The organism is Stenotrophomonas sp. SAU14A_NAIMI4_8 (genome assembly GCF_003086695.1).
Classification (GTDB): domain Bacteria; phylum Pseudomonadota; class Gammaproteobacteria; order Xanthomonadales; family Xanthomonadaceae; genus Stenotrophomonas.
Genome location: NZ_CP025999.1, coordinates 2,117,423 through 2,140,676 on the forward strand (window position 1 = coordinate 2,117,423; position 23,254 = coordinate 2,140,676).

22 protein-coding genes are annotated in these 23,254 nt (G+C 66.8%); all 22 read right to left on the reverse strand.

All coding sequences use genetic code 11. The annotated features are described in order from the left end of the window. Positions 1 to 8: 8 nt before the first annotated feature. On the reverse strand, positions 9 to 524 hold the full coding sequence (locus C1930_RS09770; RefSeq protein WP_108749557.1) for a flagellar basal body-associated FliL family protein: 516 nt from the start codon (positions 522 to 524) through the stop codon (positions 9 to 11). A gap of 129 nt (positions 525 to 653) precedes the next feature. Beyond that, on the reverse strand, positions 654 to 1,835 hold the full coding sequence (locus tag C1930_RS09775; protein WP_108771600.1) for a flagellar hook-length control protein FliK: 1,182 nt from the start codon (positions 1,833 to 1,835) through the stop codon (positions 654 to 656). After that, on the reverse strand, positions 1,835 to 2,317 hold the full coding sequence (gene fliJ / locus C1930_RS09780) for a flagellar export protein FliJ (protein WP_108756125.1): 483 nt from the start codon (positions 2,315 to 2,317) through the stop codon (positions 1,835 to 1,837). The genes C1930_RS09775 and fliJ overlap by 1 nt, the downstream gene beginning before the upstream one ends. 3 nt (positions 2,318 to 2,320) lie before the next feature. After that, positions 2,321 to 3,703 carry a FliI/YscN family ATPase gene (locus C1930_RS09785; RefSeq protein ID WP_108749560.1) on the reverse strand — a complete coding sequence of 461 codons (1,383 nt, stop codon included), beginning with the start codon at positions 3,701 to 3,703 and terminating at the stop codon, positions 2,321 to 2,323. Continuing rightward, a complete protein-coding gene (locus tag C1930_RS09790; RefSeq protein WP_108756127.1) occupies positions 3,700 to 4,341 on the reverse strand; it encodes a FliH/SctL family protein in 642 nt (213 codons plus the stop codon). Before C1930_RS09790 ends, C1930_RS09785 begins: the two co-directional genes overlap by 4 nt. Beyond that, positions 4,338 to 5,324 (reverse strand): flagellar motor switch protein FliG, encoded by a 987-nt coding sequence (gene fliG, locus C1930_RS09795; protein WP_108751550.1) that lies wholly within the window; start codon positions 5,322 to 5,324, stop codon positions 4,338 to 4,340. The genes C1930_RS09790 and fliG overlap by 4 nt, the downstream gene beginning before the upstream one ends. A gap of 7 nt (positions 5,325 to 5,331) precedes the next feature. Beyond that, positions 5,332 to 6,978, reverse strand: coding sequence for a flagellar basal-body MS-ring/collar protein FliF (gene fliF / locus C1930_RS09800; protein ID WP_108756128.1), 1,647 nt, complete (start codon positions 6,976 to 6,978; stop codon positions 5,332 to 5,334). Positions 6,979 to 6,990: 12 nt separating this feature from the next. After that, positions 6,991 to 7,356 (reverse strand): flagellar hook-basal body complex protein FliE, encoded by a 366-nt coding sequence (fliE, locus tag C1930_RS09805; protein ID WP_108749563.1) that lies wholly within the window; start codon positions 7,354 to 7,356, stop codon positions 6,991 to 6,993. A 430-nt stretch (positions 7,357 to 7,786) separates the two neighbouring features. Then, positions 7,787 to 8,203 (reverse strand): hypothetical protein, encoded by a 417-nt coding sequence (locus C1930_RS09810; protein WP_108771601.1) that lies wholly within the window; start codon positions 8,201 to 8,203, stop codon positions 7,787 to 7,789. Positions 8,204 to 8,378: 175 nt separating this feature from the next. Continuing rightward, on the reverse strand, positions 8,379 to 9,887 hold the full coding sequence (locus tag C1930_RS09815) for a sigma-54 dependent transcriptional regulator (protein WP_108771602.1): 1,509 nt from the start codon (positions 9,885 to 9,887) through the stop codon (positions 8,379 to 8,381). Next, positions 9,884 to 10,261, reverse strand: a complete 378-nt coding sequence (locus tag C1930_RS09820) for a response regulator transcription factor (protein WP_049460600.1) — start codon at positions 10,259 to 10,261, stop codon at positions 9,884 to 9,886. Before C1930_RS09820 ends, C1930_RS09815 begins: the two co-directional genes overlap by 4 nt. Before the next feature lie 14 nt (positions 10,262 to 10,275). Then, a complete protein-coding gene (gene rpoN / locus C1930_RS09825) occupies positions 10,276 to 11,685 on the reverse strand; it encodes an RNA polymerase factor sigma-54 (RefSeq protein WP_108756131.1) in 1,410 nt (469 codons plus the stop codon). A gap of 329 nt (positions 11,686 to 12,014) precedes the next feature. Beyond that, entirely contained in the window at positions 12,015 to 12,647 is a 633-nt protein-coding gene (locus C1930_RS09830; RefSeq protein WP_049460605.1) for a response regulator transcription factor, read from the reverse strand. Positions 12,648 to 12,738: 91 nt separating this feature from the next. Continuing rightward, the gene (locus C1930_RS09835) at positions 12,739 to 13,317 is read right to left on the reverse strand and encodes a PilZ domain-containing protein (protein ID WP_108771603.1); all 579 of its coding nucleotides are present in this window, start codon (positions 13,315 to 13,317) and stop codon (positions 12,739 to 12,741) included. Beyond that, complete coding sequence (locus C1930_RS09840) at positions 13,314 to 13,607, reverse strand: hypothetical protein (RefSeq protein WP_108771604.1); 294 nt, start codon at positions 13,605 to 13,607, stop codon at positions 13,314 to 13,316. The genes C1930_RS09835 and C1930_RS09840 overlap by 4 nt, the downstream gene beginning before the upstream one ends. Then, on the reverse strand, positions 13,604 to 14,020 hold the full coding sequence (gene fliS / locus C1930_RS09845) for a flagellar export chaperone FliS (protein ID WP_108753043.1): 417 nt from the start codon (positions 14,018 to 14,020) through the stop codon (positions 13,604 to 13,606). The genes C1930_RS09840 and fliS overlap by 4 nt, the downstream gene beginning before the upstream one ends. A gap of 129 nt (positions 14,021 to 14,149) precedes the next feature. Beyond that, positions 14,150 to 15,565: a flagellar filament capping protein FliD gene (gene fliD, locus C1930_RS09850; RefSeq protein WP_108771605.1), complete on the reverse strand. Its 1,416-nt coding sequence runs from the start codon at positions 15,563 to 15,565 to the stop codon at positions 14,150 to 14,152. Positions 15,566 to 16,005: 440 nt separating this feature from the next. Continuing rightward, entirely contained in the window at positions 16,006 to 17,178 is a 1,173-nt protein-coding gene (locus tag C1930_RS09855; protein WP_108749570.1) for a flagellin, read from the reverse strand. 93 nt (positions 17,179 to 17,271) lie between these two features. Next, a complete protein-coding gene (locus C1930_RS09860) occupies positions 17,272 to 18,468 on the reverse strand; it encodes a flagellin (RefSeq protein ID WP_108771606.1) in 1,197 nt (398 codons plus the stop codon). 72 nt (positions 18,469 to 18,540) lie between these two features. Next, positions 18,541 to 19,761, reverse strand: a complete 1,221-nt coding sequence (locus tag C1930_RS09865) for a flagellin (RefSeq protein WP_108749572.1) — start codon at positions 19,759 to 19,761, stop codon at positions 18,541 to 18,543. Positions 19,762 to 20,166: 405 nt separating this feature from the next. Further along, a complete protein-coding gene (flgL, locus tag C1930_RS09870; RefSeq protein ID WP_108771607.1) occupies positions 20,167 to 21,369 on the reverse strand; it encodes a flagellar hook-associated protein FlgL in 1,203 nt (400 codons plus the stop codon). Further along, the gene (gene flgK / locus C1930_RS09875; RefSeq protein ID WP_108771608.1) at positions 21,369 to 23,246 is read right to left on the reverse strand and encodes a flagellar hook-associated protein FlgK; all 1,878 of its coding nucleotides are present in this window, start codon (positions 23,244 to 23,246) and stop codon (positions 21,369 to 21,371) included. Before flgK ends, flgL begins: the two co-directional genes overlap by 1 nt. Positions 23,247 to 23,254 lie beyond the last annotated feature (8 nt).

Below are 23,254 nucleotides of genomic sequence, written 5' to 3' on the forward strand. Positions count from 1 at the left end.
GTAGGCCCTTACTGGGTCACGAAGCTGGTGAACAGCAGATCGTCGGCGCCGTTGCTGCCGGTCTCGGCCTTCAGCACTTTCTGCACGGCGGCCAGCGCTTCGCCCTGCAGCTTCTGCTTGCCGGCCACGTCGGCAATCTGCTCGGGGCTGACCTGCGAGAACAGCATCAGCAGGTTGGCGCGCAGTGCCGGCGCATGGGTCTTGATCGCCTCCAGCGCGGCGGCGTCGCGGGTCATCAGCTGCACTTCCACCTGCAGGTAGCGCGGGCCGTCGATCGGACCGTTCAGATTGACCACGAAGGCCGGTTCCAGCGCGAAGTACTGGGCCGGGGCCGGGGTGGCGCCCTTCTTCGGGGCTTCGGCGGTGGCCGGTTCGTGCTTGCTCTGGGTGAAGAACCAGACGCCGGCGCCGGCGGCACCTGCGGCCAGGACGGCCACCAGGGCGGTGATGAGCAGAGGACTGCGCGGCTTGGCGCTCTTGTCCTTGTCGGCGGTCTTCTTGGTTTTGTCAGCGGCTGCGGCCACGGGGTGAAGCTCCTCAGGGGTTGCTTCACAGGGCTATGCAAGGGGTGTGCCGCAAGGGTGGGGAAGGGGGGCGACGGAATTCCGTCGGCGCCCCGGTTCCGGTAGTGGCCAACCTTGGTTGGCCACCGGTTACGCGTAGGCGTCCAGCAATCCGCGCTGGCGGATCAGCTGCGCCGCCGACACCGTGGTGTCGCCCAGCGACGGTTCTCCGTCACCGATCCGGCCACTGCCGCTGCCGGTGTTCTGGCCCGACGTTCCGCCGTCGCCGCTGTGGTGGTGGCCCACATCGGCATGGGCCAGCTGGAAGCCCTGTTCGCCCAGCAGTTCGCGCAGGCGCGGCAGGCTGCTTTCCAGCGCCTGGCGCACATCCACGTGCGGGCTGCTGAAGCTGGCATGCACCTTGTCACCGTTCATGTGCAGGCGCACGTCCACCGGGCCCAGGTCTTCCGGGTTCAGGGTGATGTGGGCGTGGCCGATCTTCTGGTCCGCCAGCCAACCGACGCGTGCACCGATGGCCTGGTCGAAACCATCGTCGCCCAACACCGGGGTAGGGGTAGGTTCGCCGTTGAACACCGGCGTGCTGGCCAGCGCGGCCTTCAGGTCCTGCAGGGCGGCGGGCAGGGCCACCTGCAACGGTGCGGTCACGTTGCGATCGCTGCCGAACAGGCTGTCCGCATCGTCCGCGCCATCCAGCGCGGTCTGTGCAAGCACGGTGCCGGGCAGCGGCAGTTCGATGGCTTCGCCATCGGCATCCGGTGCCGCGGTCGCGGCGGCGACGCCAGGGGCCGCAGGCGCGGTGGCCGGCGTAGCGGTGGTGGCCGCGGCGGGCAGTGTGGCAAGCGCCGCGGGCGCGGCGCTGGGCAGGGCCTCGGCATCGGCGCCGGTGGCGGTGGGCAAGGCAGGCACGCTGGGATCGGCGACCGGCGGCACCATCAGCGCCAACCCGGCCAGACCCAGCGGCGGCCAGGGCGCGTCATCGCTGTCGGTCGCTGCGTCCTTGTCGGTGGCCGGCGCAGTGGTGTCAGTGGTGCTGGCGGCCACCTCGGTGGTTGCCGCGTCGGGGTCGGTGGCATCGGCGGAACTGGCCGGCGGCGTGCGCGCATCCGGGTTGCCCGCGTCGGCGTTGCCCGCCTTGTTCGCCGGCTTCGACGGGGTGCTGGCGGTCTTGGCCGCAGGCGCATTGCCGCCGCCCTGCAGCATCTGGTCGAAACCGTTGCCGCTGCTGCCGTCGCTGCGGCTGCTGCGTGCGCTGCTGCCGGTGGAACCGGTGGTGCCGGCGGCGGTGCTGTTGCCGGTCAACAGGGAAGGCATCACGCGCGGCCTCCCTGCGGGTCGCTGTCCGGGTCTGCGGCCTGCGCCAGGCGCGCGCGGCGTGCGCCGATGTCATCCATCTCGCGCTGGTCGCGGCGGTCGGTCACCACCTTTTCCTGTGCGCGGTAGCTGGCGGCCAGCTGTTCCAGCACGGCCTTGTCCCGGCTGGCCAGGATCAGGCGCGCGCGTTCGGCTTCGACCTTTTCGCGGTTGCCGTTCACGGTCTGCTGCTGCTGTTCCACCGCGCTGTCCAGGCGGTCCAGGAAGGCACGGCGGTTGAGCAGCTGCGCCGGACTGGTGGCAGCCATCTGTGCGTTGGCCATCTGTTGCGAGGCATATTCCTCGGCATAGCGGCGCAGTTCATCCAGCCGCGACAGATGGGTATCCAGCACGCGCTGGCGCTCGGCCAGGTCGCGGGCCACCGCGTCTTCGTGTTCCTGCGCCCGCTTCAGCAGCGGGTCGATGCGCTTGGACTGTGTCATGGCTTAGTTCTCTTGTTCCACCAGGCGCTGCAGCGCGGCCTGGCTGTGCGGAAGATCGGCGGCCTTGGCCACGTCCTGGCCGAGGAATTCCATGATTTCCGGCCAGCGTTCCAGTGCTTCGTCGGTCGCAGCATCGTTGCCGCGCTGGTAGGCGCCAATGGCGATCAGGTCGCGGTTGGCCGAGTAGGCCGACACCAGCCGCTTCAGCTTGCGGATGCGCAGGCGCCACGGCTCGTCGGCGATTTCCGTGACCACGCGGCTGACCGACGATTCCACGTCGATGGCCGGGTACAGGCCACTGTCGGCCACCCGGCGCGAGAGCAGGATGTGGCCGTCCAGGATCGCGCGTGCCGCATCGGCAATCGGATCCTGCGGGTCATCGCCTTCGGTCAGCACGGTGTAGAACGCGGTGATCGAGCCGCGCCCCTTGGCGCCGTTGCCGGCACGTTCCACCAGCGCCGGCAGCTTGGCGAACACCGACGGCGGGTAGCCGCGGGTGGTCGGCGGTTCACCCACCGACAGGCCGATCTCGCGCTGGGCCTGGGCGAAGCGGGTGAGCGAATCCATCAGCAGCAGCACGTTCAAGCCCTGGTCGCGGAACCATTCGGCAATGGCGGTGGCGCGGTAGGCGCCGTGCAGGCGCGCCAGCGGCGGCCGGTCGGCGGGGCTGGCCACCACCACCGCGCGGCGCAGGCCTTCTTCGCCCAGGGTGGTTTCAACGAAATCGCGCACTTCGCGGCCACGTTCACCGATCAGCCCGACCACGATCACGTCGGCGGCGGTGTAGCGGGTCATCATGCCCAGCAGCGTTGATTTACCGACACCGGAGCCGGCGAACAGGCCCACGCGCTGGCCACGGCCGATCGGCAGCAGCGCATTGATCGCGCGCACGCCCACGTCCAGCGGCTGGGTGATGGGTTCGCGCGCCAGCGGGTTGATCGACACGCCGGCCATGCCGACATGGCCTTCGGCACGGATCGGGCCCTTGCCATCCAGCGGCACGCCGTCGCTGTCGATCACCCTGCCCAGCAGGCCTTCGCCCACTTCCACGCCGCCACGGCGGGCCGAGGGCACCACCCGTGCGTTGGGCAGCAGGCCGTGCAGTTCCGCGCTGGGCATCAGGTAGGTGCGTTCGCCGGCGAAGCCGACCACTTCGGCATCCACCCAGCCACCATCGACCACTTCCACTTTGCAGCTGGCGCCCAGCGGCGCTTCGCAGCCCACCGCTTCCAGGGTCAGGCCCACCGCGCGGCGCAGCACGCCCTCACGGATCAGGCCGCGGCCGTGTGCGGTGTCCACGCGCAGGCTGTCCAGACGGCCGGCCAGGCGCAGGTTGCGGGCCACGGTCCAATCCGCCGGCGGCGGCAGATGCGGTTCGGTGTTCATGCATTGGCTCCGGTCTGGCGGATCACCGCATCCAGGGCGCCGCGCAGGCGTGCTTCCAGGGTGCCATCCACGCGCACCGCTTCGGCGTGCACGCGCAGGTCGCCGCGGCTCAGGCTGGTGTCGGGCACCAGCCGCTGCTGCGGTGACAGGTTCAACAGCGGCGACAGCGCGGCGATGTCGTCGGGGTGCAGGCGCACTTCCACCTCGCGGGTAGCGCCGCCCACTGCATCCACGGCTTCGCCCACCAGCTGCGCCAGCAGCGCGGGGTCGGCCTCGTAGGCCCGGCCGACCAGGGCGCCGGCAATGCGCACGGCCAGCTCGCCCAGCGCGCCGACCACTTCATTTTCCAGGCGCACCAGCGGGCGGCTGAAGTTGTCCAGGATGCCTTCGATCTGCGCGACAAGACGGCGCACCTCGGCCTGGCCTTGGCCATAGCCATCGCTGTGGCCCTGGGCAAAGCCTTCCTTCTCCGCGCTGTCCTGGATCGCCTGGATCTCTTCCAGCGTGGGCAGCTGCAGTACCGGCTCGGGCTCGTGCTCCGGGTCGGGTTCGGTCAGTTCGAACACATCCTGCGGCTCCAGCTCGGGTTCGGGCTGGGCCAGCAGGTCCGGGGCGAGCCAGCGCACGACATTGCTCACAGCATGGCCTCCGCGCTGCCACCGATGGTGACCGTGCCTTCATCGGCCATGCGCTTGACGATGGCCAGGATCTCGCGCTGCGCGCCTTCCACGTCGGACAGGCGCACCGGGCCGCGTGCTTCCATGTCTTCCAGCAGGATTTCGGCGGCACGCTGGGACATGTTGCGGGTGATCTTGTCGCGCACCTTGATGTCGGCACCACGCAGGGCCAGGCCCAGGCGCTCGCCGCTCACTTCGCGCAGCACCAGCTGCATTTCGCGATCGTCCAGATCCACCAGATCGTCGAACACGAACATCAGGTCCTGGATGCGGCCGCTGAGCGGCGCGTCGATGCGCGCGATCTCGCCCAGGATCGCCTGGTCCTGGCCGCTGTCCATGAAGTTGAGGATGTTGGCCGCGCACTGCACGCCGCCGATGTTGGACGACTTCAGGTTCTGGTTGCCGGCGAACTGGCGCTCCATGATCTCGTTCAGTTCGTTCAGCGCGTTGGGCGGAATGCCGTCCAGGGTGGCGATGCGCAGCAGCACGTCCACCCGGGTACGTTCGGGCAGCAGCTTCAGTGCATCGGCGGCCTGGTCGGTTTCCAGGTGGGCCATCACGATGGCGATGATCTGCGGGTGCTCATTGCGCACCAGATCGGCCACCGCGCGCGGGTCCATCCACTTCAGCGCGTCCAGGCCGGTGGTGTTGCGGCCCAGCAGGATGCGGTCGATCAGGTTGCCGGCCTTCTCGCTGCCCAGCGCCTGCACCAGCATGTTGCGGATGTAGTCGTCCGAACCCACGCCCAGCGAGGTCTTCGAGCCCAGTTCCTGGCTGAACTGGTCCATCACCCGTTCCACCTGCTCGCGGGTGATGTCGGTCATCGTGGCCATGGCGATGCCGATCTTCTGCACTTCCTTGGGTTCCATGTGGCGCAGCACTTCGGCCGCATCCAGTTCACCCAGGGACAGCAGCAGTACCGCAGCGCGCTGCACGCCGGTCAGTTGTGCCTCAGTCATTGGCCACCCAGCCCTTGACCACCTGGGCCACGCGCTTGGAGTCGGTCTTTACGGCTTCACGGGCCATCCGCAGTCGTTCCTCATATGAATCCACCGGCAGGGCCAGTGCTTCGGCCCCGCCCAGGCTGACCCGGTCGGCGCCCAGCGCCGGCAGCGGGGTGCCATCGTCATCCACCAGCTGCACGTCCGCGCTGTGCGGTTCCAGTGCAGCGTCGTCGTCCTTCTTGGTCTGCCCGGTGATGGCGCGCAGGGCAGGGCGCAGCACACCGAACAGCAGCGCCAGCACCACGATGGCACCCAGCAGCATGCGGCCGGCATCGTGTACCCACGGCAGTTCCCACCAGGCGGGGCCTTCCACCGGGGTGGTATCGCGCACGAACGGCGCGTTCATCACCGACACGGTATCGCCGCGTTCTGCATTGAAGCCCACGGCCTGCTTCACCAGCGCTTCCACGCGGGTCAGTTCGGCGGCCGACAGCGGCTGCGGGGCGACCTTGCCGTTGGCACCAGCGCGCGGCACGTTGTCCACCAGCACCGCCACCGACACGCGCTTGATGCGGCCGGCCGGCTGGCGGGTGTGCTGCAGCGTGCGGTCCAGCTCGTAGTTGCGGGTGGCGTTCTTGCTGCTTTCGGTCGGGGTCTGCGCGGTCGGCGGTGCGGCCGGCTGGCCCGGCGGGCTGTTGCTGGTCGCGCCCGGCACGCCCTGCGGGCCCGGCGTGGTGCTGGTGTTCTCGCTCATCTGCTCGCTGCGCAGCTTCTGCGGTTCACCGTTGTAGAGTTCGCGCGCCTCCTCGGTCACCGAGAAGTCCATGTCCACGCTCACTTCCGGATTCACCCGGCCCGGACCGGTCATCGGTTCCAGCAGTTCGCGGATGCGCTGATTGAACGAGGTTTCCTGGCGGCGCACCTGTTCGAACTGCGCGGCGTTGACGGCCGCTTCGCTGTTGGGGTCGCTCACGCTCAGCATGCGGCCGCTCTGGTCGACCACGGTCACCCGTTCCGGGGCCAGGTCGGGAATGCTGGCGGCCACCATGTGGACGATGGCATCGACCTGGCTGCGTTCCAGCTGCTGGCCGCCACGCAGTTCCAAGGTGACCGAGGCGCTGGCCACGTCACGCTGGCGGGTGAAGGCGCTGGGCTTGGGAATGGCCAGGTGCACGCGCGAATCGCGCACCGGGCGCAGGGTGTTGATGGTGCGCGACAGCTCGGTTTCCATCGCGTGCTGGTAGCGCGCGCTTTCCACGAACTGGCTGACGCCGAAGCCCGGGTCGCGCTCCATCAGTTCAAAGCCCAGCTTGCCGCTGTCGGTCAGGCCGGAACCGGCCAGCTTCAGGCGCGCATCGTGCAGGTTCTTTTCCGGCACGGTGATGCCACCGGTGGCCGGGTCCAGTTCGAACGGAATCTGTGCGGCGCGCAGCAGGTCGGTGGCTTCGGCGGTGGCCTTCTGGTCCAGGCCGGTATACAGCGGCACCATGCCCGGCTTCTGTGCCCAGAAGAACACGGCAAGGCCTGCCGCCACCGCCACGGCGATCATCGCCATCAGACCCAGGCGGCGGGTGATCTGCAGACTTTGCAGCCGATCGAACCACTGCCCGGCCTTTTCGGCGTTCAGGGATTCCTTGGAGAGCGTCAGTGCCATGCGGTTGGATCCTTACAGCGGCATGTTCATCACGTCCTGGTAGGCCTGGACGAGACGGTTGCGGACTTCCACGGTGGCGCGGAAGGCGATCTGGGACTGTTGCGAGGCGACCATCACCTTGGCCAGGTCGGCGCTGGGGTCACCCATTTCGAAGGCCTTGGCCAGGGCGCCGGAGGTCTGCTGGGCGTCGTTCACGCTGGACAGCGCGCCGCGCAGGGTTTCGGTGAAGCTGGGCGGCTGCACCTGCGGGGCATCCAGCACCGCGTTGGGCAGGGCATTGCTGCGCGGCGCTTCGGCCAGCGGGTTGAGCGCCGGCTGTCCCATCTGGGTCTGATAGGAGCGGATCTGGGAAAGGATCGAAGTGACGGAGTGGGACATCTGCAACGGTTCCAGAAACAGGGATGGGGGCTTTCGTCTGGAAGCAGTGCAAGCGGCGTGCCGAAACCGGTTTTTGATTCAGAGTGGTGAGGGTGGGGTGGGTGTATGCGGGGTTGTACCCCGCGCCCTGCCGAATCAACGGCAACGTCAAAAGCCGGTTTATCGAGGGGGCGTGGTGGGTCCGGTTGCGGGGGACGCCGCAAGTACGTCCATGTAGGCTCGGTCGCCGCATCCATGCGGCTCACGCCCCCGCAACCGGACCCACCCCGCCTTCGACAGTTCTCTGCGATCTGTCGGGAGGGCATCGTGCTCTGGTAGGTGTCGACCTTGGTCGACACAGTAGAGCGCTGGGATGGGGTCAGATCCCGTTGCAACGCAACGGGCTCTGACCCCGGTCGTGGTGTCATTTAACCGGCGTCGGTTTTCTGGCCTAAGGCTGCAGGGTCCAGCGGCCGGAATTCTGGCGCTGCCGGGGCGTGATGGGACCGTCGTGCTGGGTGTAGATGAAACGGCCCTGGTGCTGGGTCAGGCAGGTCAGTAGCAAGGTGTAGCGGGCTGGGCCATCGGGGTGGGCTTCGACCATGTGGATTTCCGCGGCATGCGGGGCCAGGCGCTGGTAGCGGTAGGTGCCGCCGATGCGGATATCGGTGCCCAGTACATCGAGCGTGTAAGCGCTCGTGCCGAAGCTGACCTGCACCACGCGTCCGGCGTTGGGATTGTCCGGCGCATACAGTGGATCGCTGAGGTTGGTGAACTGGCGCTGGTCCAGTGTCGCGGGCAAGGTGCAATCGGCGGCGGTGGCCAGGGTCGGGCAGAGCAGGGCGATGAGCAGTGCTGGGCGATGCATGGTAGGACCTCCGTAGGGTGTCCCTACCATGGTCCGCAGCGCGATTCCGATGTCTTTAGGAAAACGTGCAAATGCAAAAGGGTCGGATCCCTTTCCCGTGGAAAGGGCTCCGACCCCTCTGGAATCGCGCGGGGTCAGAGCCCTCCCTTCGGGAGGGATCTGACCCCTATGGCGGTCAGCTGGCCAGTTCTGCCGGTTCGCGTTCGATGCCGTACTTGCGCAGCTTTTCCACCAGGGTGGTGCGGCGCAGGCCGAGCAGTTGGGCAGCGTGGGCGACCACGCCCTGGGTGCGTTCCAGGGCTTCGTTGATCAGGCCCAGTTCGATGTTGGCCATGTGGTTGCGCAGGTCCAGGCCGTCGTCGGGCAGGGCTGCCGGGGCATTGGCGCGGCTCACCGCAATGCCGTGCTCCAGCGCCGGCTGGCTGCCGCTGCCGGGGGTGTGGAAGGAGAAGCTGCGCAGGTCCAGGCGGTCTTCGCTGCTGGCCACAGGCGCCGGGGCGGGGGCGGGCGCCACCGGGGCCAGCGCGGCATCGCCGCGGTAACGGGCCGGCAGGTCCTGCACGCGCACCGAGCCGCCTGGATGCAGCACGGCCAGGCGCTCGACCAGGTTGGTCAGTTCGCGCACATTGCCCGGCCATTCGTAGCCGGCCAGTGCCTGCAGGGCTTCGGGGGTGAAGCGCACTTCGCCACGGCCGGTACGGGCCAGCTGCGCGGCGATGGTTTCCACCAGCGCAGGCAGGTCTTCGCGGCGTTCGCGCAGGGCCGGTACGTCGATCGGGAATACGTTCAGGCGGTAGAACAGATCCTCGCGGAACTTGCCTTCGGCGATGCGCGTTTCCAGATCGCGATGGGTTGCGGCGACCACGCGCACGTTGCAGCGGATGGTCTGGTTGCCGCCCACGCGTTCGAAGCTGCGTTCCTGCAGCACGCGCAGCAGCTTCACCTGCATCGGCAGGCTCATGTCGCCGATTTCGTCCAGCAGCAGGGTGCCGCCCTCGGCCATTTCGAAACGGCCCTTGCGCGCGGTCAGTGCGCCGGTGAAGGCGCCCTTTTCGTGGCCGAACAGTTCGCTTTCCAGCAGGTCGGCCGGAATCGCGCCGCAGTTGATCGCAACGAACGGGCCGTCACGGCGCGGTGAGCGCTGGTGGATGGCGCGCGAGACGACTTCCTTGCCGGTGCCCGATTCGCCCAGCACCAGTACGGTGGTGTCGAAGGCGGCCACTTGTTCGATCATGGTGCGCAGGGTGGTCACCGCCGGGCCGGTGCCGGTCGGGCCCTGGTCCTGCACGGCGCCGGCCTGGTGCTCGGCATCCAGCCGCTTCAGGCTGGCACGGCGCAGCAGGGCTTCCATCTGCGCATGGCGCAGCGGTGCTTCCAGCGGCCAGATGTTGGCTTCGTGCAGGCCATGCTGGTGGGCGAACGTGGCGGCATCGCCATCGGCCAGCAGCACCGGCGGCGGCAGGCTGCTGCCCCCCAGCCACGCATACAGCGCGGTGCTGGCCGGGCTTTCGTCCAGGCTGCCGACGATCACCGCCATCCAGTCGTTCTGGCGCTGGCGGCCCAGGTCGAAATCGGCCGCGTCGGAGACCCAGCGCGGGTTGAAATCCATGAATTCCAGCAGGGCAACGGTGCGCTCGGCGCGCACGGCATCGTTGTCCAGTACCAGGATGCGCGATTCGCTCACGATCTATCCTCCCTGAGGCCTTCCAGGATCGGCATGACTTCCTGGATATAGGACAGCTTGCTGACGAAGTTGTCGGCGCCGGCGCGCAACGCGTGTTCGCGGTGCTCGACGTCGTCGAAGTGGCTGGCAATCACGATGTACGGGGCATCATCCTGCGATTTGATCAGGCGGGTGGCCTGCAGGCCGCCCATTTCCGGCATGGCCAGATCCATCAGCACCACCTGCGGGCGCAGGCTTTCCGAGCGCTCGATCGCTTCCAGGCCGTTGCCGGCGCTGCCAACGATCTGCAGCCAGTCGATCTTGCGGAAATGACGCATGGCGGCGTTGATGAAACCTTCGTGGTCATCGACCAGCAGCACTGTGAGCTTGTTCATGTCCAACATCCTTTTCAGCCCACCCGGGCCAGCTGGGGTTGCCTGGCGCTGATCCGGCGCCGTTCGCGGGCCGGAGCGATATCCAGTTGTTCGCGGTATTTTGCGACGGTTCGGCGGGCAATGTTCACCCCCTGTCGCGACAGCAGGCCGGCGATGGCCTCGTCGGCCAGCGGGCGACCGGCCGGTTCGGCGTCGATCAGGCGGCGCACCATGGCTTTCACGGCCTGCCCGGACACGCTGGCGCCTTCCAGGCGCACGGCGAAGAAGTGCTTCAGTTCGAAGGTGCCGCGCGGGGTCTGCAGGTACTTGCCGGTGGTGATGCGCGAAACGGTGGATTCGTGCATGCCGATCTCTTCAGCCACTTCCTTCAGGGTCAGCGGTGCCATGGCTTCATCGCCACGTACCAGGAAGGCAGCCTGGCGTTCGACGATCACCCGCGCGGTGCGCAGCAGGGTGTCGTAGCGCATGGACAGGCCGCGGCTGAACCAGCGGGCTTCCTGCAGCATTTCGCGCAGGGCAGGGGCAGCATCGGCGGTGTCGGCCAGGGCCTGTTCGTACTGGCTGTTGATCGACACGCGGCGGCTGGTGGCCGGGTTCAACGCCACCTTCCACTGCTCGTCGGCATGCCAGGCCACCACGTCCGGCACCACGGCCACGTTGCTGTCGGTCTGCAGGCTGTCGCCCGGGCGCGGCTGCAGCGACAGGATCAGGCGCACCGCTTCGCGCACGTCGTCCACTTCGGCATCGTGCTGGCGGGCCAGGGCCAGGTAGTCGTGGGCCGCCAGGGCGTCGAGCGCGCCTTCCAGGATACGCCCGGCCAAGTGACGGCCCGGCACCAGGCCCTGCAGGCTGTACAGCTGGGCCAGCAGGCATTCGCGCAGGTCCTGCGCGGCCATGCCGGCCGGTTCGCCGTGCAGCAGCTGCTGGCGGATCGCTTCCACGCCTGCGGCGTCGACATCGAACTGGGCGCTGGCCAGCAGGTGCAGCTGGGCCAGCGGCGCCTGCAGGTAGCCGGCTTCATCGCAGTGTTCCAGCCAGAACGCGGCGATGGCCAGGCCACGGTCGTCCATATCCAGCGCCAGGCGCTGCAGCACGCGCAACTGCGGATCGCTGGATTCGCCGGCGGCAATGCGCGCCATGCGGTCATCATCGCCGTCCTGCCAACTGGTGCCGGCCACGTCCCACATGGACGATTCGGGCAGCTCGTCGAACGCCGCCGTTTCCAGGGTGGTGGCGGTGGCATCGCTGGCGTCGGCAACGGGCGCCTCGGCTTCTTCGATCTCCAGCAGCGGATTGGAATCGAGCAGGCGCTGGATTTCCTGTTCCAGGTGCAGGCCATCGAGCTGCAGCAGGCGGATCGACTGCAGCAGCTGCGGCGTCAGGTGTAGTTGTTGGCCCAGCTGGGTCGAGAGTGCAGCCTTCATCGTGGTTCCCCGGCGCCGCTCCCCGGCGCCTTGTGGAACACATCTTGCTTTTGATCCGGCAGGTCCGGAATCGGGGGGTTCCTGAGGCGCTTGGTTGAGTTCCCGACACGCTGTAGGGGAAATCCCTACGAAAGCGCGGGAAGTTGACGATGGCCGCGGCTAAATCGTTGATTGCTGGTGCGCAAAGCCGGGCAAAGGTGGGTCGGGCTGTACGGAAACCTGTCAGGGTCTGTCGGGGTGACGGGAAGTCGTCGCCAATGCAGGGTCCGGGTCGGTAGGGTCGACCGTTGGTCGACCAACGCGCAAGGCGCGGGGTTTCCGGCGGACGATCATTCCAGCTCGTGCTGGTGGCGGGCGGCCAGCAGCAGCAGATCGTTGGCGCGGCGGCAGCCCAGCGATTCCATCATGCGCGCGCGATGGGTCTCCACCGTCTTCACGCTGATGCCCAGGTCGGCGGCGATTTCCTTGTTGCTTTCGCCCTTGCCGATCTGGCGCAGGATCTCGCGCTGGCGCGGCGACAGCGCGGCAATGCCGGTGGGCTTTTCGCGGCCCAGCATGGGCGCCAGCATCTTGGCCGAGATCTGCGGGCTCAGGAACACCTGGCCGGCATGGGCGGCGCGCAGGGCCAGTTCCAGTTCCTGCGGCGCGGCATCCTTCACCACGAACCCCACCGCGCCACGGTCCAGTGCATCGCGCACATGGGCGGCATCGTCATGCATGGTCATCATTACCACCCGGGTGCCGGGTGCGCGCAGGCGGATGTCGCTCAGCGCTTCCAGGCCGGTGCGACCGGGCAGGGAAAGGTCCATCAGTACCACGTCCGGTGCATGCTGCAGGGCCAGTTGCAGCGCCTGTTCGGCGTTGCTGGCTTCGGCCACCAGCTGCACGTCGGCAAACCCCTGCAGCAGCCGCGCCAGGCCGGCGCGAACCAGGGTGTGATCGTCGACGATGAGAACTCGCACAGGCACGCAGCAGGTCCGTGAGGGGAGTCCACCTTAACTTAGCTGAACGGGCCCGCCAAGGCCCGTCGGCCACGCACTACCGTGACAGCGTTCAGCGCGCCCGGCGCGCTTCGGCAACCTGTCGACGGTGTAGACGGAAAAGGTGGCGTTCCATGGCCATCTCCAGGCCATCGCCCAGGCGGCTGAAGCGCAGCCAGAGGAAATGCCCGCCACTGCCATCGGCGGCTTCGGCCACCACCTCCACCGGCAGGTCGATATGGTCGGGCAGCCAGTCGCTGGGTTGCAGCCGCACCAGCCCGGCCTGGCCGGGGTTGGCGCCACTGCGCGGGCCCAATTGCAGGCGGATGCCGCGGCGCGACCAGCGTACCGGGCGCAGGGGCAGGTCGTGGCCCTGCTGGCGCACCAGCCGGCCCAGCAGCACCATGGTCAGGTCCAGCTTGGCTTCCAGGCGCTGCAGTTGCAGGGTGGCCTCGCTGCGCTCCTCGTGCTCATCCACCCTGCTGTCTTCCACCAGGGCCAGGCTGCGCAGCAGGGCTTCGGCATTGCCGGTACGGCCCAGCGCGCTGCCGGCCTGGAATTCGGCAGGCAGGGCCAGTTCGCAGCTGAGCGTTTCGTCGAACAGCTCGCTTTCGGCCGGGTGGTGCAGCGAGGTGGTCGGCAGCAGGGTCATGCCAGCGATTCTGCCTGCAGGTATGCATGGGCAGCGCGAAGGGATCGCTGGCCATCCTGCAGTTGTACCGCCACTGCATCGCGGCGCTGGCGCAGAAGGCCCAGAAGACTCTGCTGGCGTTCCAGCAGTGCCGACAGCGGGGCGTGGTCGGCACCGGTCAGCGGCTGGCTGAGCAGGGCGTGCAGGGTGCCATCGTGGCCGTCCAGCAGGCTGTCGGCCTGCTCGAAGGCATCTTCGTTCAATGCCTTTTCAAAGGCGTCCAGCTGCGCGTGCAGATCGCTCAGGCTCACGGCGCCACCGCCGCCGGACGGCGCTGTTCCTGCGGAATCGCGTTCCACGCCCCGTCGATCTCGCTCAACAGCTGCAGCGATTCATCAAGGGCGACCCGATCATTGTGCAGGTTCGCTTCGGTCAGCCGCTGCAGCACGTAGTCGTACAGGGACGACAGGTTGCCGGCAATCTCGCCGCCGGCTTCATGGTCGAGCGAACCATTCAGGTGGCCGACGATCGCACAGGCCTCGCCGATCGCCTTGCCCTTGCCGGCCTGGTCGCCGCGTTCAAGGCTGGCCATCGCACGACGCACGCGTTCCAGCGCACCGGCCAGCAGCAGTGCCACCAGCTTGTGCGGATCGGCATCGGCGACCGCACTGGTCACACCCACCTGGCGATACTGTTCGGCGTATTGACGGCTGGAACCGTACATTCGTGATTCTCCCTTGCGCTGTGCGCCGCCGACGGATCGTCAGGATCCGTGCCGGCGGCACTGCGGTGATTGCTGATGCTTCTGTTATCGGTGCGTACGGGGCCAAACTTGAGCCGCGTTCGCCTGCAATCAGCCGCTCAGCTGGGCCAACTGCTGCGACAGGGCGCTGCTGCTCTGCTGCAGCTTGCCCATCAGGGTGTCCAGCGCCAGGAACTGCTTTTTGTAGCGCTCGGCGACGCCTTCCATGCGGGTGTCCAGGTCGGCGCGGCGCTTGTCGATGTCGGTCAGCGTCTTGTTCAGGCTGTTGGTGCGCGAAACGAAGGCGCCTTCCTTGCCGACCGTGGTGCTGACATAGCCGTCGACCATCGTATAGAGCTTGCCGGCGCCGCCGGTGTCGCCGGTAATCGCCTGGCGGATCTTTTCCGGCTGGTTGGCCAATGCCGCGGCAAACTTGGTGGTGTCCAGCACCAGGCTGCCGTCGGCATTGGGGTAGCCGCGCGTCTGCAGGCCCAGCGTCTTCGGGTCCAGGCCTTCGGCTGACAGATCCTTCAGGATGCTGCTCATCTGGGCGCGCAGCTGGCTCATGGCGCCACGCATCTGCGCATCGCCGGTCAGCGACGCGGCTTCCTTGGTCTTGGCGTCGTAGGCGGTTTCGGTGTTGATGGCCGCCAACGCCGCGTTGTAGGCAGTCACGAACTCCTGCATCACCTTGGTGGCGGCAGTCGTATCGGTGCTGATCGTGACCGTGCTTTCACCCTTCATCTTCAGGTTCAGGGTCAGGCCGGGCACCGCGTCAGCCACCGTGTTGCTGGCACTGACAACTTCCACGCCGTCGATGGTCAGCTTGGCGTCCTTCGCAGCGGTGTTCTCTTTCAGGCTGCCGACCAGCGAGGTCAGGCCCGGATCACTACCCGCATATTCAAGCTTGATGGCGTTGGCAGCGCCGGTCTTCTCCTGGGCGATGGACAGGTACTGGTTGTCGCCCGAGCTGATCAGCGTTGCCTGCACGCCTTCCTTGCGGCCGGCGGCATCGATCTTGTTGCGGACCGTGGTAAGCGTGTCGCCTTCCTCGACCTCGACGTTCATGGTCTTGGCCTTGTCACCCACGCCAACGGTCAGCGTCAAGGTTCCGGCGGCAAAGGTCTGGGTCTTCGGCACCGAGGTATCGGCAATCAGCTTGTGCGCGGTGGCCAGTTCCAGCACGTTCACCTTGTGCGTGCCATTCGACGCGGCGGCCTTGGTCGTGCCTACGTCATACAGCGCCACCGTTGCCGTCAGGATCTCGTCGGCGTTGTTGGTGCCGCCCTTGCTGGCGGTCACGGTGCGGGTGTCGAAGGCGGTGGACGCCTTCAATGCGGTCAATGCGGTCTTCAGCTTGTCGAAGGCCGAGGTGATGGTGCCCACCGACGAAAGCTGCAGCTTTGCCTTGGACTGCTGAAGGTTCAGCGCATTGTCTGCGGGCTTGCGGTCGGCTGCCACCAACTGGCTGACCATGCCGGAAATATCCAGGCCCGAGCCAATGCCACCGTATCCAAAGTCTGCCACGTCGTTTCTCCTGGTAGCCGGGTCCACGCGCTGTGCGGTGGGCCGTTGTCAACGAAAATAGCGGCCTGCGCCGCCGGGTCTTGAGGACTTCGTTGATGCATGTCCTGTGCCACTGCCCACAAGGCGGTTCTGGCACGCCGGTTGCAGGAGGGTAGGAGCAGGGTGCGGGTAGGTTCACCGCGGGCTGCCGGGAGTCTGCAAAAAGCCCTCCCCCAAGGTAGGGGAGGGATCAGGCTACTGACAATCGGGGGGAGACGAAGCCACCCGGTACGTACAGTCAAGAGTACAGCGCTGAAAGAGAGGTCCGCAGGGGCGGGCGATGCCAAGCCGGTTCGGGGTGTACCCGGGCCGGGCATGGCCGGCATCTGCGATGGCCTTGTCCTTCTGGTTGCCGCTACCGTCGGTGTGATCCGACGGTAGCGGCGCCTTCTTGCCGTGGATCAGCGCAGCAGGCTGAGCACGCCCTGCGGTACCTGGTTGGCCTGGGCCAGCATGGCCGTACCGGCCTGCTGCAGGATCTGGGTACGGGTCAGTTCGGCGGTTTCCTTGGCGAAGTCGGTGTCCTTGATGCGGCTACGCGAAGCCGACAGGTTTTCCGACGAGGTCTGCAGGTTGGCCACGACCGAGGTGAAGCGGTTCTGGATCGCGCCGAGGTCGGCACGGGTGCTGTTGATCGCACTCAGGGCCTTGTCAACGATTTCCATCGACTGCTGCGCACCCTTCACGGTGGACACGTCGATCTTGTCGGCGAACTGCTTGGTCGCAGCGGCACCGGCGGTGAAGCCCGCAACGGTCGAAGAGAAGGCGGTTGCCACACCAGCGTCATTGACGCTGTCCTTGACCGAGGTCAGGGTCACTTCACCGGCCGCGTCGGTTTCGGCGTAGACGCCGGTTTCACCGATCTTGGCGTTGATGTGCGCGGCCAGTGCCTTGCCGGCGGCGGCTTCGTTGGCCGCAGCCAGGCCGACGCTCTTCACGTCCAGCTTGTCGAAGTTGACGACGGTGCCCTTGCTGTCGGTGATGGTGAAGGCAGCAATGGCGACGTCGGTGTTGTCAGCGCCGGTCACGGCATCGATGGTGGCGGTGGCGAACTGCGCGCCGCCCAGGGCGTTGGCCTTGGCATCGATGGTCTTGTCGATGGCGATGGCCTGGCCTGCATTTGCACCGACCTGGAACAGCTGGCTGGAGAACGAACCGTCCAGCAGCTTGGTGCCGTTGAAGTCCGACTGCTTGGCGACGCGGTCGATTTCCGAAACCAGCTGGGTCACTTCGGCCTGCAGCGCCTTGCGATCGCTGGCGGAGTTGGTGGCGTTGGCGGCCTGCACCGACAGCTCGCGGACTCGCTGCAGGTTGTTGCCGATTTCGGTCAGCGAACCTTCGGCGACCTGGGCCAGCGAGATGCCGTCGTTGGCATTGCGGATGGCCACGTCGGTACCGCGGATCTGGGTGCCGAAACGCTCGGAGATGGCCAGACCGGCGGCGTCGTCCTTGGCGCTGTTGATACGCGAGCCCGAGGACAGGCGCTGGATCGTGGTGGCCAGGGAGGCGCCGCTGGTGCTCAGGTTGCGCTGAGCATTCAGGGACATGGTGTTGGTGTTGATGACTTGTGCCATGGTGCTTTTTCCTTTGGCGGAGGTGGAGCGTGATTCAGTTTCAGAATCCGGGCGCCGGCTCAGCCAGCGCCCGGAGATGGATCAAGGTGCGTATCAGCGCAGCAGGCTGAGCACGCCCTGCGGCACCTGGTTGGCCTGGGCCAGCATGGCCGTACCGGCCTGCTGCAGGATCTGGGTGCGGGTCAGCTCGGCGGTTTCCTTGGCGAAGTCGGTGTCCTTGATGCGGCTACGCGACGCCGACAGGTTTTCCGACGAGGTCTGCAGGTTGGCCACGACCGAGGTGAAGCGGTTCTGGATGGCGCCGAGGTCAGCGCGGGTGCTGTTGATCGCACCCAGGGCCTTGTCGACCACTTCCATCGCCTGCTGTGCACCCTTCACGGTGGACACGTCGATCTTGTCGGCAAACTGCTTGGCGGCCACGGCCGGGGCAGTCTGGCCAGCGGTGAAGGTGCCACCGGTGACGGCCACGGCGAAGCCCTTGAAGGCGCCGTCCTTGTCCACACTGTCCTTGACCGAGGTCAGGTCCACGCCGGTGCCGGCGGTGTTGACTTCGGCATAGACGCCGGTTTCGCCGATCTTGGCGTTGATCGCCGCCGACAGGGCGGTAGCTGCAGCCTTCTGGGTGCCAGCGGCGGTGCCGGTGGCTTCGACCTTCAGGTCGGCGAAGGTGACAGCGTTGCCCTTGCTGTCGGTGATCGACAGGCCGGTGATGTTGGCAGCGGTGGTGCCGTCAGCCGGGACGGTGACAGCCAGGGCGCCGGTGGCGAACTGCGCGCCGCCCAGGGCATTGGCCTTGGCATCGATGGTCTTGTCGATGGCGATGGCCTGGCCCGCATTGGCGCCGACCTGGAACAGCTGGCTGGAGAATGAACCGTCCAGCAGCTTGGTGCCGTTGAAGTCCGACTGCTTGGCGACGCGGTCGATTTCCGAAACCAGCTGGGTCACTTCGGCCTGCAGTGCCTTGCGGTCGCTGGAGGAGTTGGTGGCGTTGGCGGCCTGCACCGACAGCTCGCGGACACGCTGCAGGTTGTTGCCGATTTCGGTCAGCGAACCTTCGGCGACCTGGGCCAGCGAAATGCCGTCGTTGGCGTTGCGGATGGCCACGTCGGTGCCGCGGATCTGAGTGCCAAAGCGCTCGGAGATCGCCAGACCGGCGGCGTCATCCTTGGCGCTGTTGATGCGCGAACCGGAGGACAGGCGCTGGATGGTGGTGGCCAGCGAGGCGCCGCTGGTGCTCAGGTTACGCTGAGCATTCAACGACATCGTGTTGGTGTTGATGACTTGTGCCATGAGGAGAGGTCCTTGAGCGGTTGCACGTGAGTTGGGTTAGACGCCCCCGACGTGCTTCGGGGGCGGCTCATGTCAGCGCTGCAACAGGCTGAGCACGTTCTGGGGTACCTGGTTGGCCTGGGCCAGCATCGCCGTGCCGGCCTGCTGCAGGATCTGCGTGCGGGTCAGTTCAGCGGTTTCCTTGGCGAAGTCGGTATCGCGGATGCGGCTGCGCGAAGCGGACAGGTTCTCCGAGGAGGTCTGCAGATTGGCCACCACCGAGGTGAAGCGGTTCTGGATGGCGCCGAGGTCGGCGCGTACGCTGTTCACCGACTCCAGTGCCTTGTCGACGATGGACAGGGCCTTCTGCGCGCCCTCGGCGCTGCTGACGTCCAGGTCCTTGACGAAGGTGCTGGTGACGCCGGTCAGGGTGCCGCCGTTGGTGCTGGACTGGGTCAGGCCGACGTTGGCCAGATCGGTCGGGACCGCACCGGTGACCGTGGAAGCGGGGCCCGCGGTACCCAGGGTGAAGGTCTGGCCATCCTTGACCGAGCTGAGGCTGATCACCCCGGCGTCGACCTTGGCCAGCACGCCGGTTTCGCCGATCTTGTTGTTGATCGCGGCGGCGGTGGCGGCGCTGATCGATTCACCGGCCTTGACCGAGATATCGCCGATGTTGACCGTGGTGGCGCTGCCGCCCGGCGGGGTGACGATGACCTGCAGCTGCGAGTAGGTGGTGTCCGCAGCAGCCTTGTCGGTGGCCAGCGCGGTGCCAACGAAGGCGTTTGCGAAGTTGACCGCGCCCAGCGCATCGGCCTTGGCGTTGACCACGCTGTTGATCGCGATCGCCTGGCCGGCATTGGCGCCCACCTGGAACAGCTGGCTGGTGAAGCTGCCGTCCAGCAGCTTGGTGCCGTTGAAGTCGCTCTGCTTGGCAACGCGGTCCACTTCCGAAACCAGCTGGGTCACTTCGGCCTGCAGCGCCTTGCGGTCGCTGGCCGAGTTGGTGGCGTTGGAGGCCTGCACGGCCAGTTCGCGGATACGCTGCAGGTTGTTGCCGACTTCGCTCAGCGAACCTTCGGCGACCTGGGCCAGCGAGATGCCGTCGTTGGCGTTGCGGATGGCCACGTCCAGGCCGCGGATCTGGGTGCCGAAGCGCTCCGAGATCGCCAGGCCGGCGGCGTCGTCCTTCGCGCTGTTGATGCGCGAACCAGACGACAGGCGCTGGATGGTGGTGGCCAGCGAGTTGCCGCTGGTGCTCAGGTTGCGCTGAGCGTTGAGCGACATCGTATTGGTGTTGATTACCTGTGCCATGGGGTCGTCTCCTCTTATATGGAACCCGTTGGTGAATGAAACGAAGCGCCGCCTGTTTCTTTTGTTTGGCTGTGTGCTTCGCCGTTGCCAAATGAATAACGGCGCTTTGTCAACAACCTTTAGGCGGGAATTTCGTCGGGGCCGTAATTCGTCGCGTGGGGCTGCTTTTTCCGGGGTTTGGCCTGCCCTGGTCCAGGGCGGGGCGGGCCCCGGAAAGGGCGGTCGGGGTGGTTCCGAACGGCGCCAGTGGAGGTATCGGCGCTGGTGCGCGAAGCTGAACGGCGATGTGTTTCGCCGGGCGTGGCCCGGCGCTGCCGCGCACCGGTAACGCAAACGAAAAAGGCCGCGATGCTGGGCATCGCGGCCTTCCGGGGTTCAGCGGTGAGGGGGCCAGGCCCCGTCGGCTCAGCCGAGCTTGTTGAACAGCGACATCTGCTGCATCTGTGCGAACAGGGTCTGCGCGGCCTGCAGCGCAGTATTCTCGAGCTGGTACTGGCTCAGCGCGTCGGCGTAGTCCAGGTCGCGCATCTGCGACAGGGTGGTCTTCAGGGTTACACCATTGGATTCACGCATGTCCGCAGCGTTGTCCAGCGCTTTCAGCTGTGCGCCGCCGGAGGCGCGGGCGTCGATCATCCGCTCGGCGGCCCGGGCGACATCGCGCAGGCTGCTCTGCAGCGCGTTCTGCTGTACGGCCAGGGTCTGCGGCGTACCCGTGTCGGCTTCCAGCGCGCCGATCAACGAATCCAGCGTGCCGAAGATGTCGCGGCTGCTGGATGGGGTGACCGAGAAGCTGTCACCGGCGGCAGGTTTGCCATCGATGTGCAGGCGCACACCGTTGACCACCAGATCATCGCCGGACTTCATCGTGCCATTGCCCACCAACGTGCCGCCTGCATCCAGCACCTCGTAGGTGTCGGCAGCGGTGAAGCGCACGCTGAAGGCCTGTCCGTTCCAGTTGTCAGTGCCATCACGGGTGATGTTGGTCAGCACGCCGGTACCGGTGTTGCCAGCGGCCGGGCCACCATCGACGAAGCCGTCGCCGGTGGGGATACGCAGGAAGACCTCGCTGCCAGGCAGTGCGTCACGCACGTAAGTATCCGGGCCGACTTCCACCTGGCGTTGGGTCTGGTCGCCGCTGTAGACAACGCTGCCCCCCACCTGCGAGAACGGCGGGTTGCTGTCGTTGGTACCGCCGAACAGGTAGCGGCCGGTGCCATCGCTCGAGTTGGCCAGTGACAGCAGGTTGTCCCGGATCGCCTTGATTTCGGTCACCATGGACTGCTTGTCGGCCGGGGCCAGCGCCGGATTGTTGGCGTAGATGGTCAGCTCGTTGATGCGGCCCATCATGTCGCCCACCTGGGCCAGAGTGTTTTCCTGCACGCCCAGTCGATTCTGTACGTTGCCGGCGTTGAGCTTCATGCGCTCCAGCGCCGCCAGGGTGCGATCCAGCCCCACGGCGGCGCCGGCGTTCACCGGGTCGTCCTTGGCGGTGACAATCTTGCTGCCGGTGGCGATCTGCTGTTCCAGGTGGCTCAGTTTTGCCTGCTTGGACATCATCAGCGACACGGACTGGCTGAACATCATGCCGGTGGAAATACGGTTGTTCATCAGCGCACCGCCTGCAGGATGGTCTGGAACATGTTGTCGGCGGTGGAGATCAGCTGTGAAGCCGCCTGGTAGGCCTGTTGCAGGCGAAGCATGTCAGCGGCTTCTTCGTCCAGGTTGACGCCGGAGATGGAATCGCGTGCCGACTGCGCCTGGTCGGTGATGACCTGCTGGGCACTGAGCGAGTATTCGGCCGAACGCGCGGCGGCGCCCACCTGGGTGGTCAGCCCGCCCAATGCACCGTTGAGGGTGACCGTGCCGCCGTTGAATGCCTTGGCATCCTCCACCTTGGACAAGGCGATCGCGTTGCTGTTGTCCGATGAGCCGGCAGGGGTGGGGGTGATGTTGAAGGTGTCGCCGGTCTTGGGCGCACCATCCAGCACGAAGCTCCATCCATTGGCGCTGATGGTCTGGCCAGGGGTGTAGGTCTGCGGCGCGCCGCCATCGATGGTGTAGGTGGTGGCCGAGGTAAACACGATGGCTGCCGGATTGCGCAGATTGGCATTGCTGGCGTCGGTCACGGTCACGCCGCTGAGCTTTCCGGTGCCCGTGTTGGCCAGCGCAGCCGCGCCCTTGATCGCGGCCGCCGCGGCAATGCGCGAGGCATCGGTGATTGCCACGCTCAGGCTGCCGGCCACGCCTGCGGTGGGCTGCAGCAGGAAGCGATCGTTGGTGGCCGGGGTTCCGCCCACCACCAGTTCCACACCGCTGATCACCAGCGGATCGGCAGCGGTGCCGGTGCCGGTCATGGGAATGGTGGCGCCGGTATCGGCGCGGCTGGCCTGCCACTGGGTACCGTCGTACTTCAGCACGATGTTCTGGGCGTCCAGCTTGGACAGGTCACCGTAGCTGGCGCTGATGCTCGCGGTGCCGGTGTTGGCGGTATTGCCGGTGACCCGCGGGGCACCCAGATTGAAGAAGTCACCGCCCATCTGGCCATACAGATCCACGCCGTTGCGGTGGCTGCTGTTGAACGTCTCGGCCAGGCCGACGGCCATCTTGCCCAGTTCGGCCTGCGCCGGGGTCAGTACGGTGTCGCGGAACTCCATCAGACCACCGATCTGGCCACCGACGGCCTTCGGGTCCAGGGTGATGGTGCCACTCTGGGTCTGCAGGGCAAGCTGCAGCCGCTCGGGCTGGTACGGATCGGCGACGGTGGTCACCTTCGACGCCGTCGTGCCCACCACCAGGGCGTTGCCGCCGGCGGTATAGACGTTCATGAAACCACCGTCCTGGATGACGGCGGTGCCACCGGTGTAGCCCACCAGCTGCGCGACCAGCTGGTCGCGGCGGTCCAGCAGGTCCGGCGAGGCGCCGGCGATGTTGGTGCCGATGGCGCCGTTGATCTGCGCGATCTCCGATGCCAGGCGGTTGACCTCGGTGGCGCCGCCGATCAGGCCGTTGTTGACCTCGCCATTGAGATTGTTCAGGTGGGTGTTGAGCTGCTGGAAGCGGTTGGCCAGTGCGTTGGCGCTGTCGAGCATGTTCTGCCGGTCGGCGGTGCCGGCGGCGTTGGACGACAGGCCGCTGACGGTGTCGAAGAAGTTCGACCACATGCCCGACACGTTGGTGGCGGTGTCCGAGAACAGCGCATCGACGCGGTCGGCCATGGTGGAAAGCTGCTGCAGCCGCGCCAGCTCGCCGCTGCTGTCGAGCAGGCGCGAGATCGCCAGCTGGTCGGCGGCGCGTCGGATGTCGACGATGCGGGTACCGTTGCCAACCTCGCCATACCCGAAGTTCTGCGGGGTGGCGGTTGCAAAGTCGACCTTCTGCCGGCTGTAACCGGGCGTGTTGATGTTGGCGACGTTGTGGCTGGTCGTCGCCAGGGCACGCTGGAAGGCGAGCAGGGCGTTGGTACCGGTGGAAAGGACGCTGGACATGGGGTTCC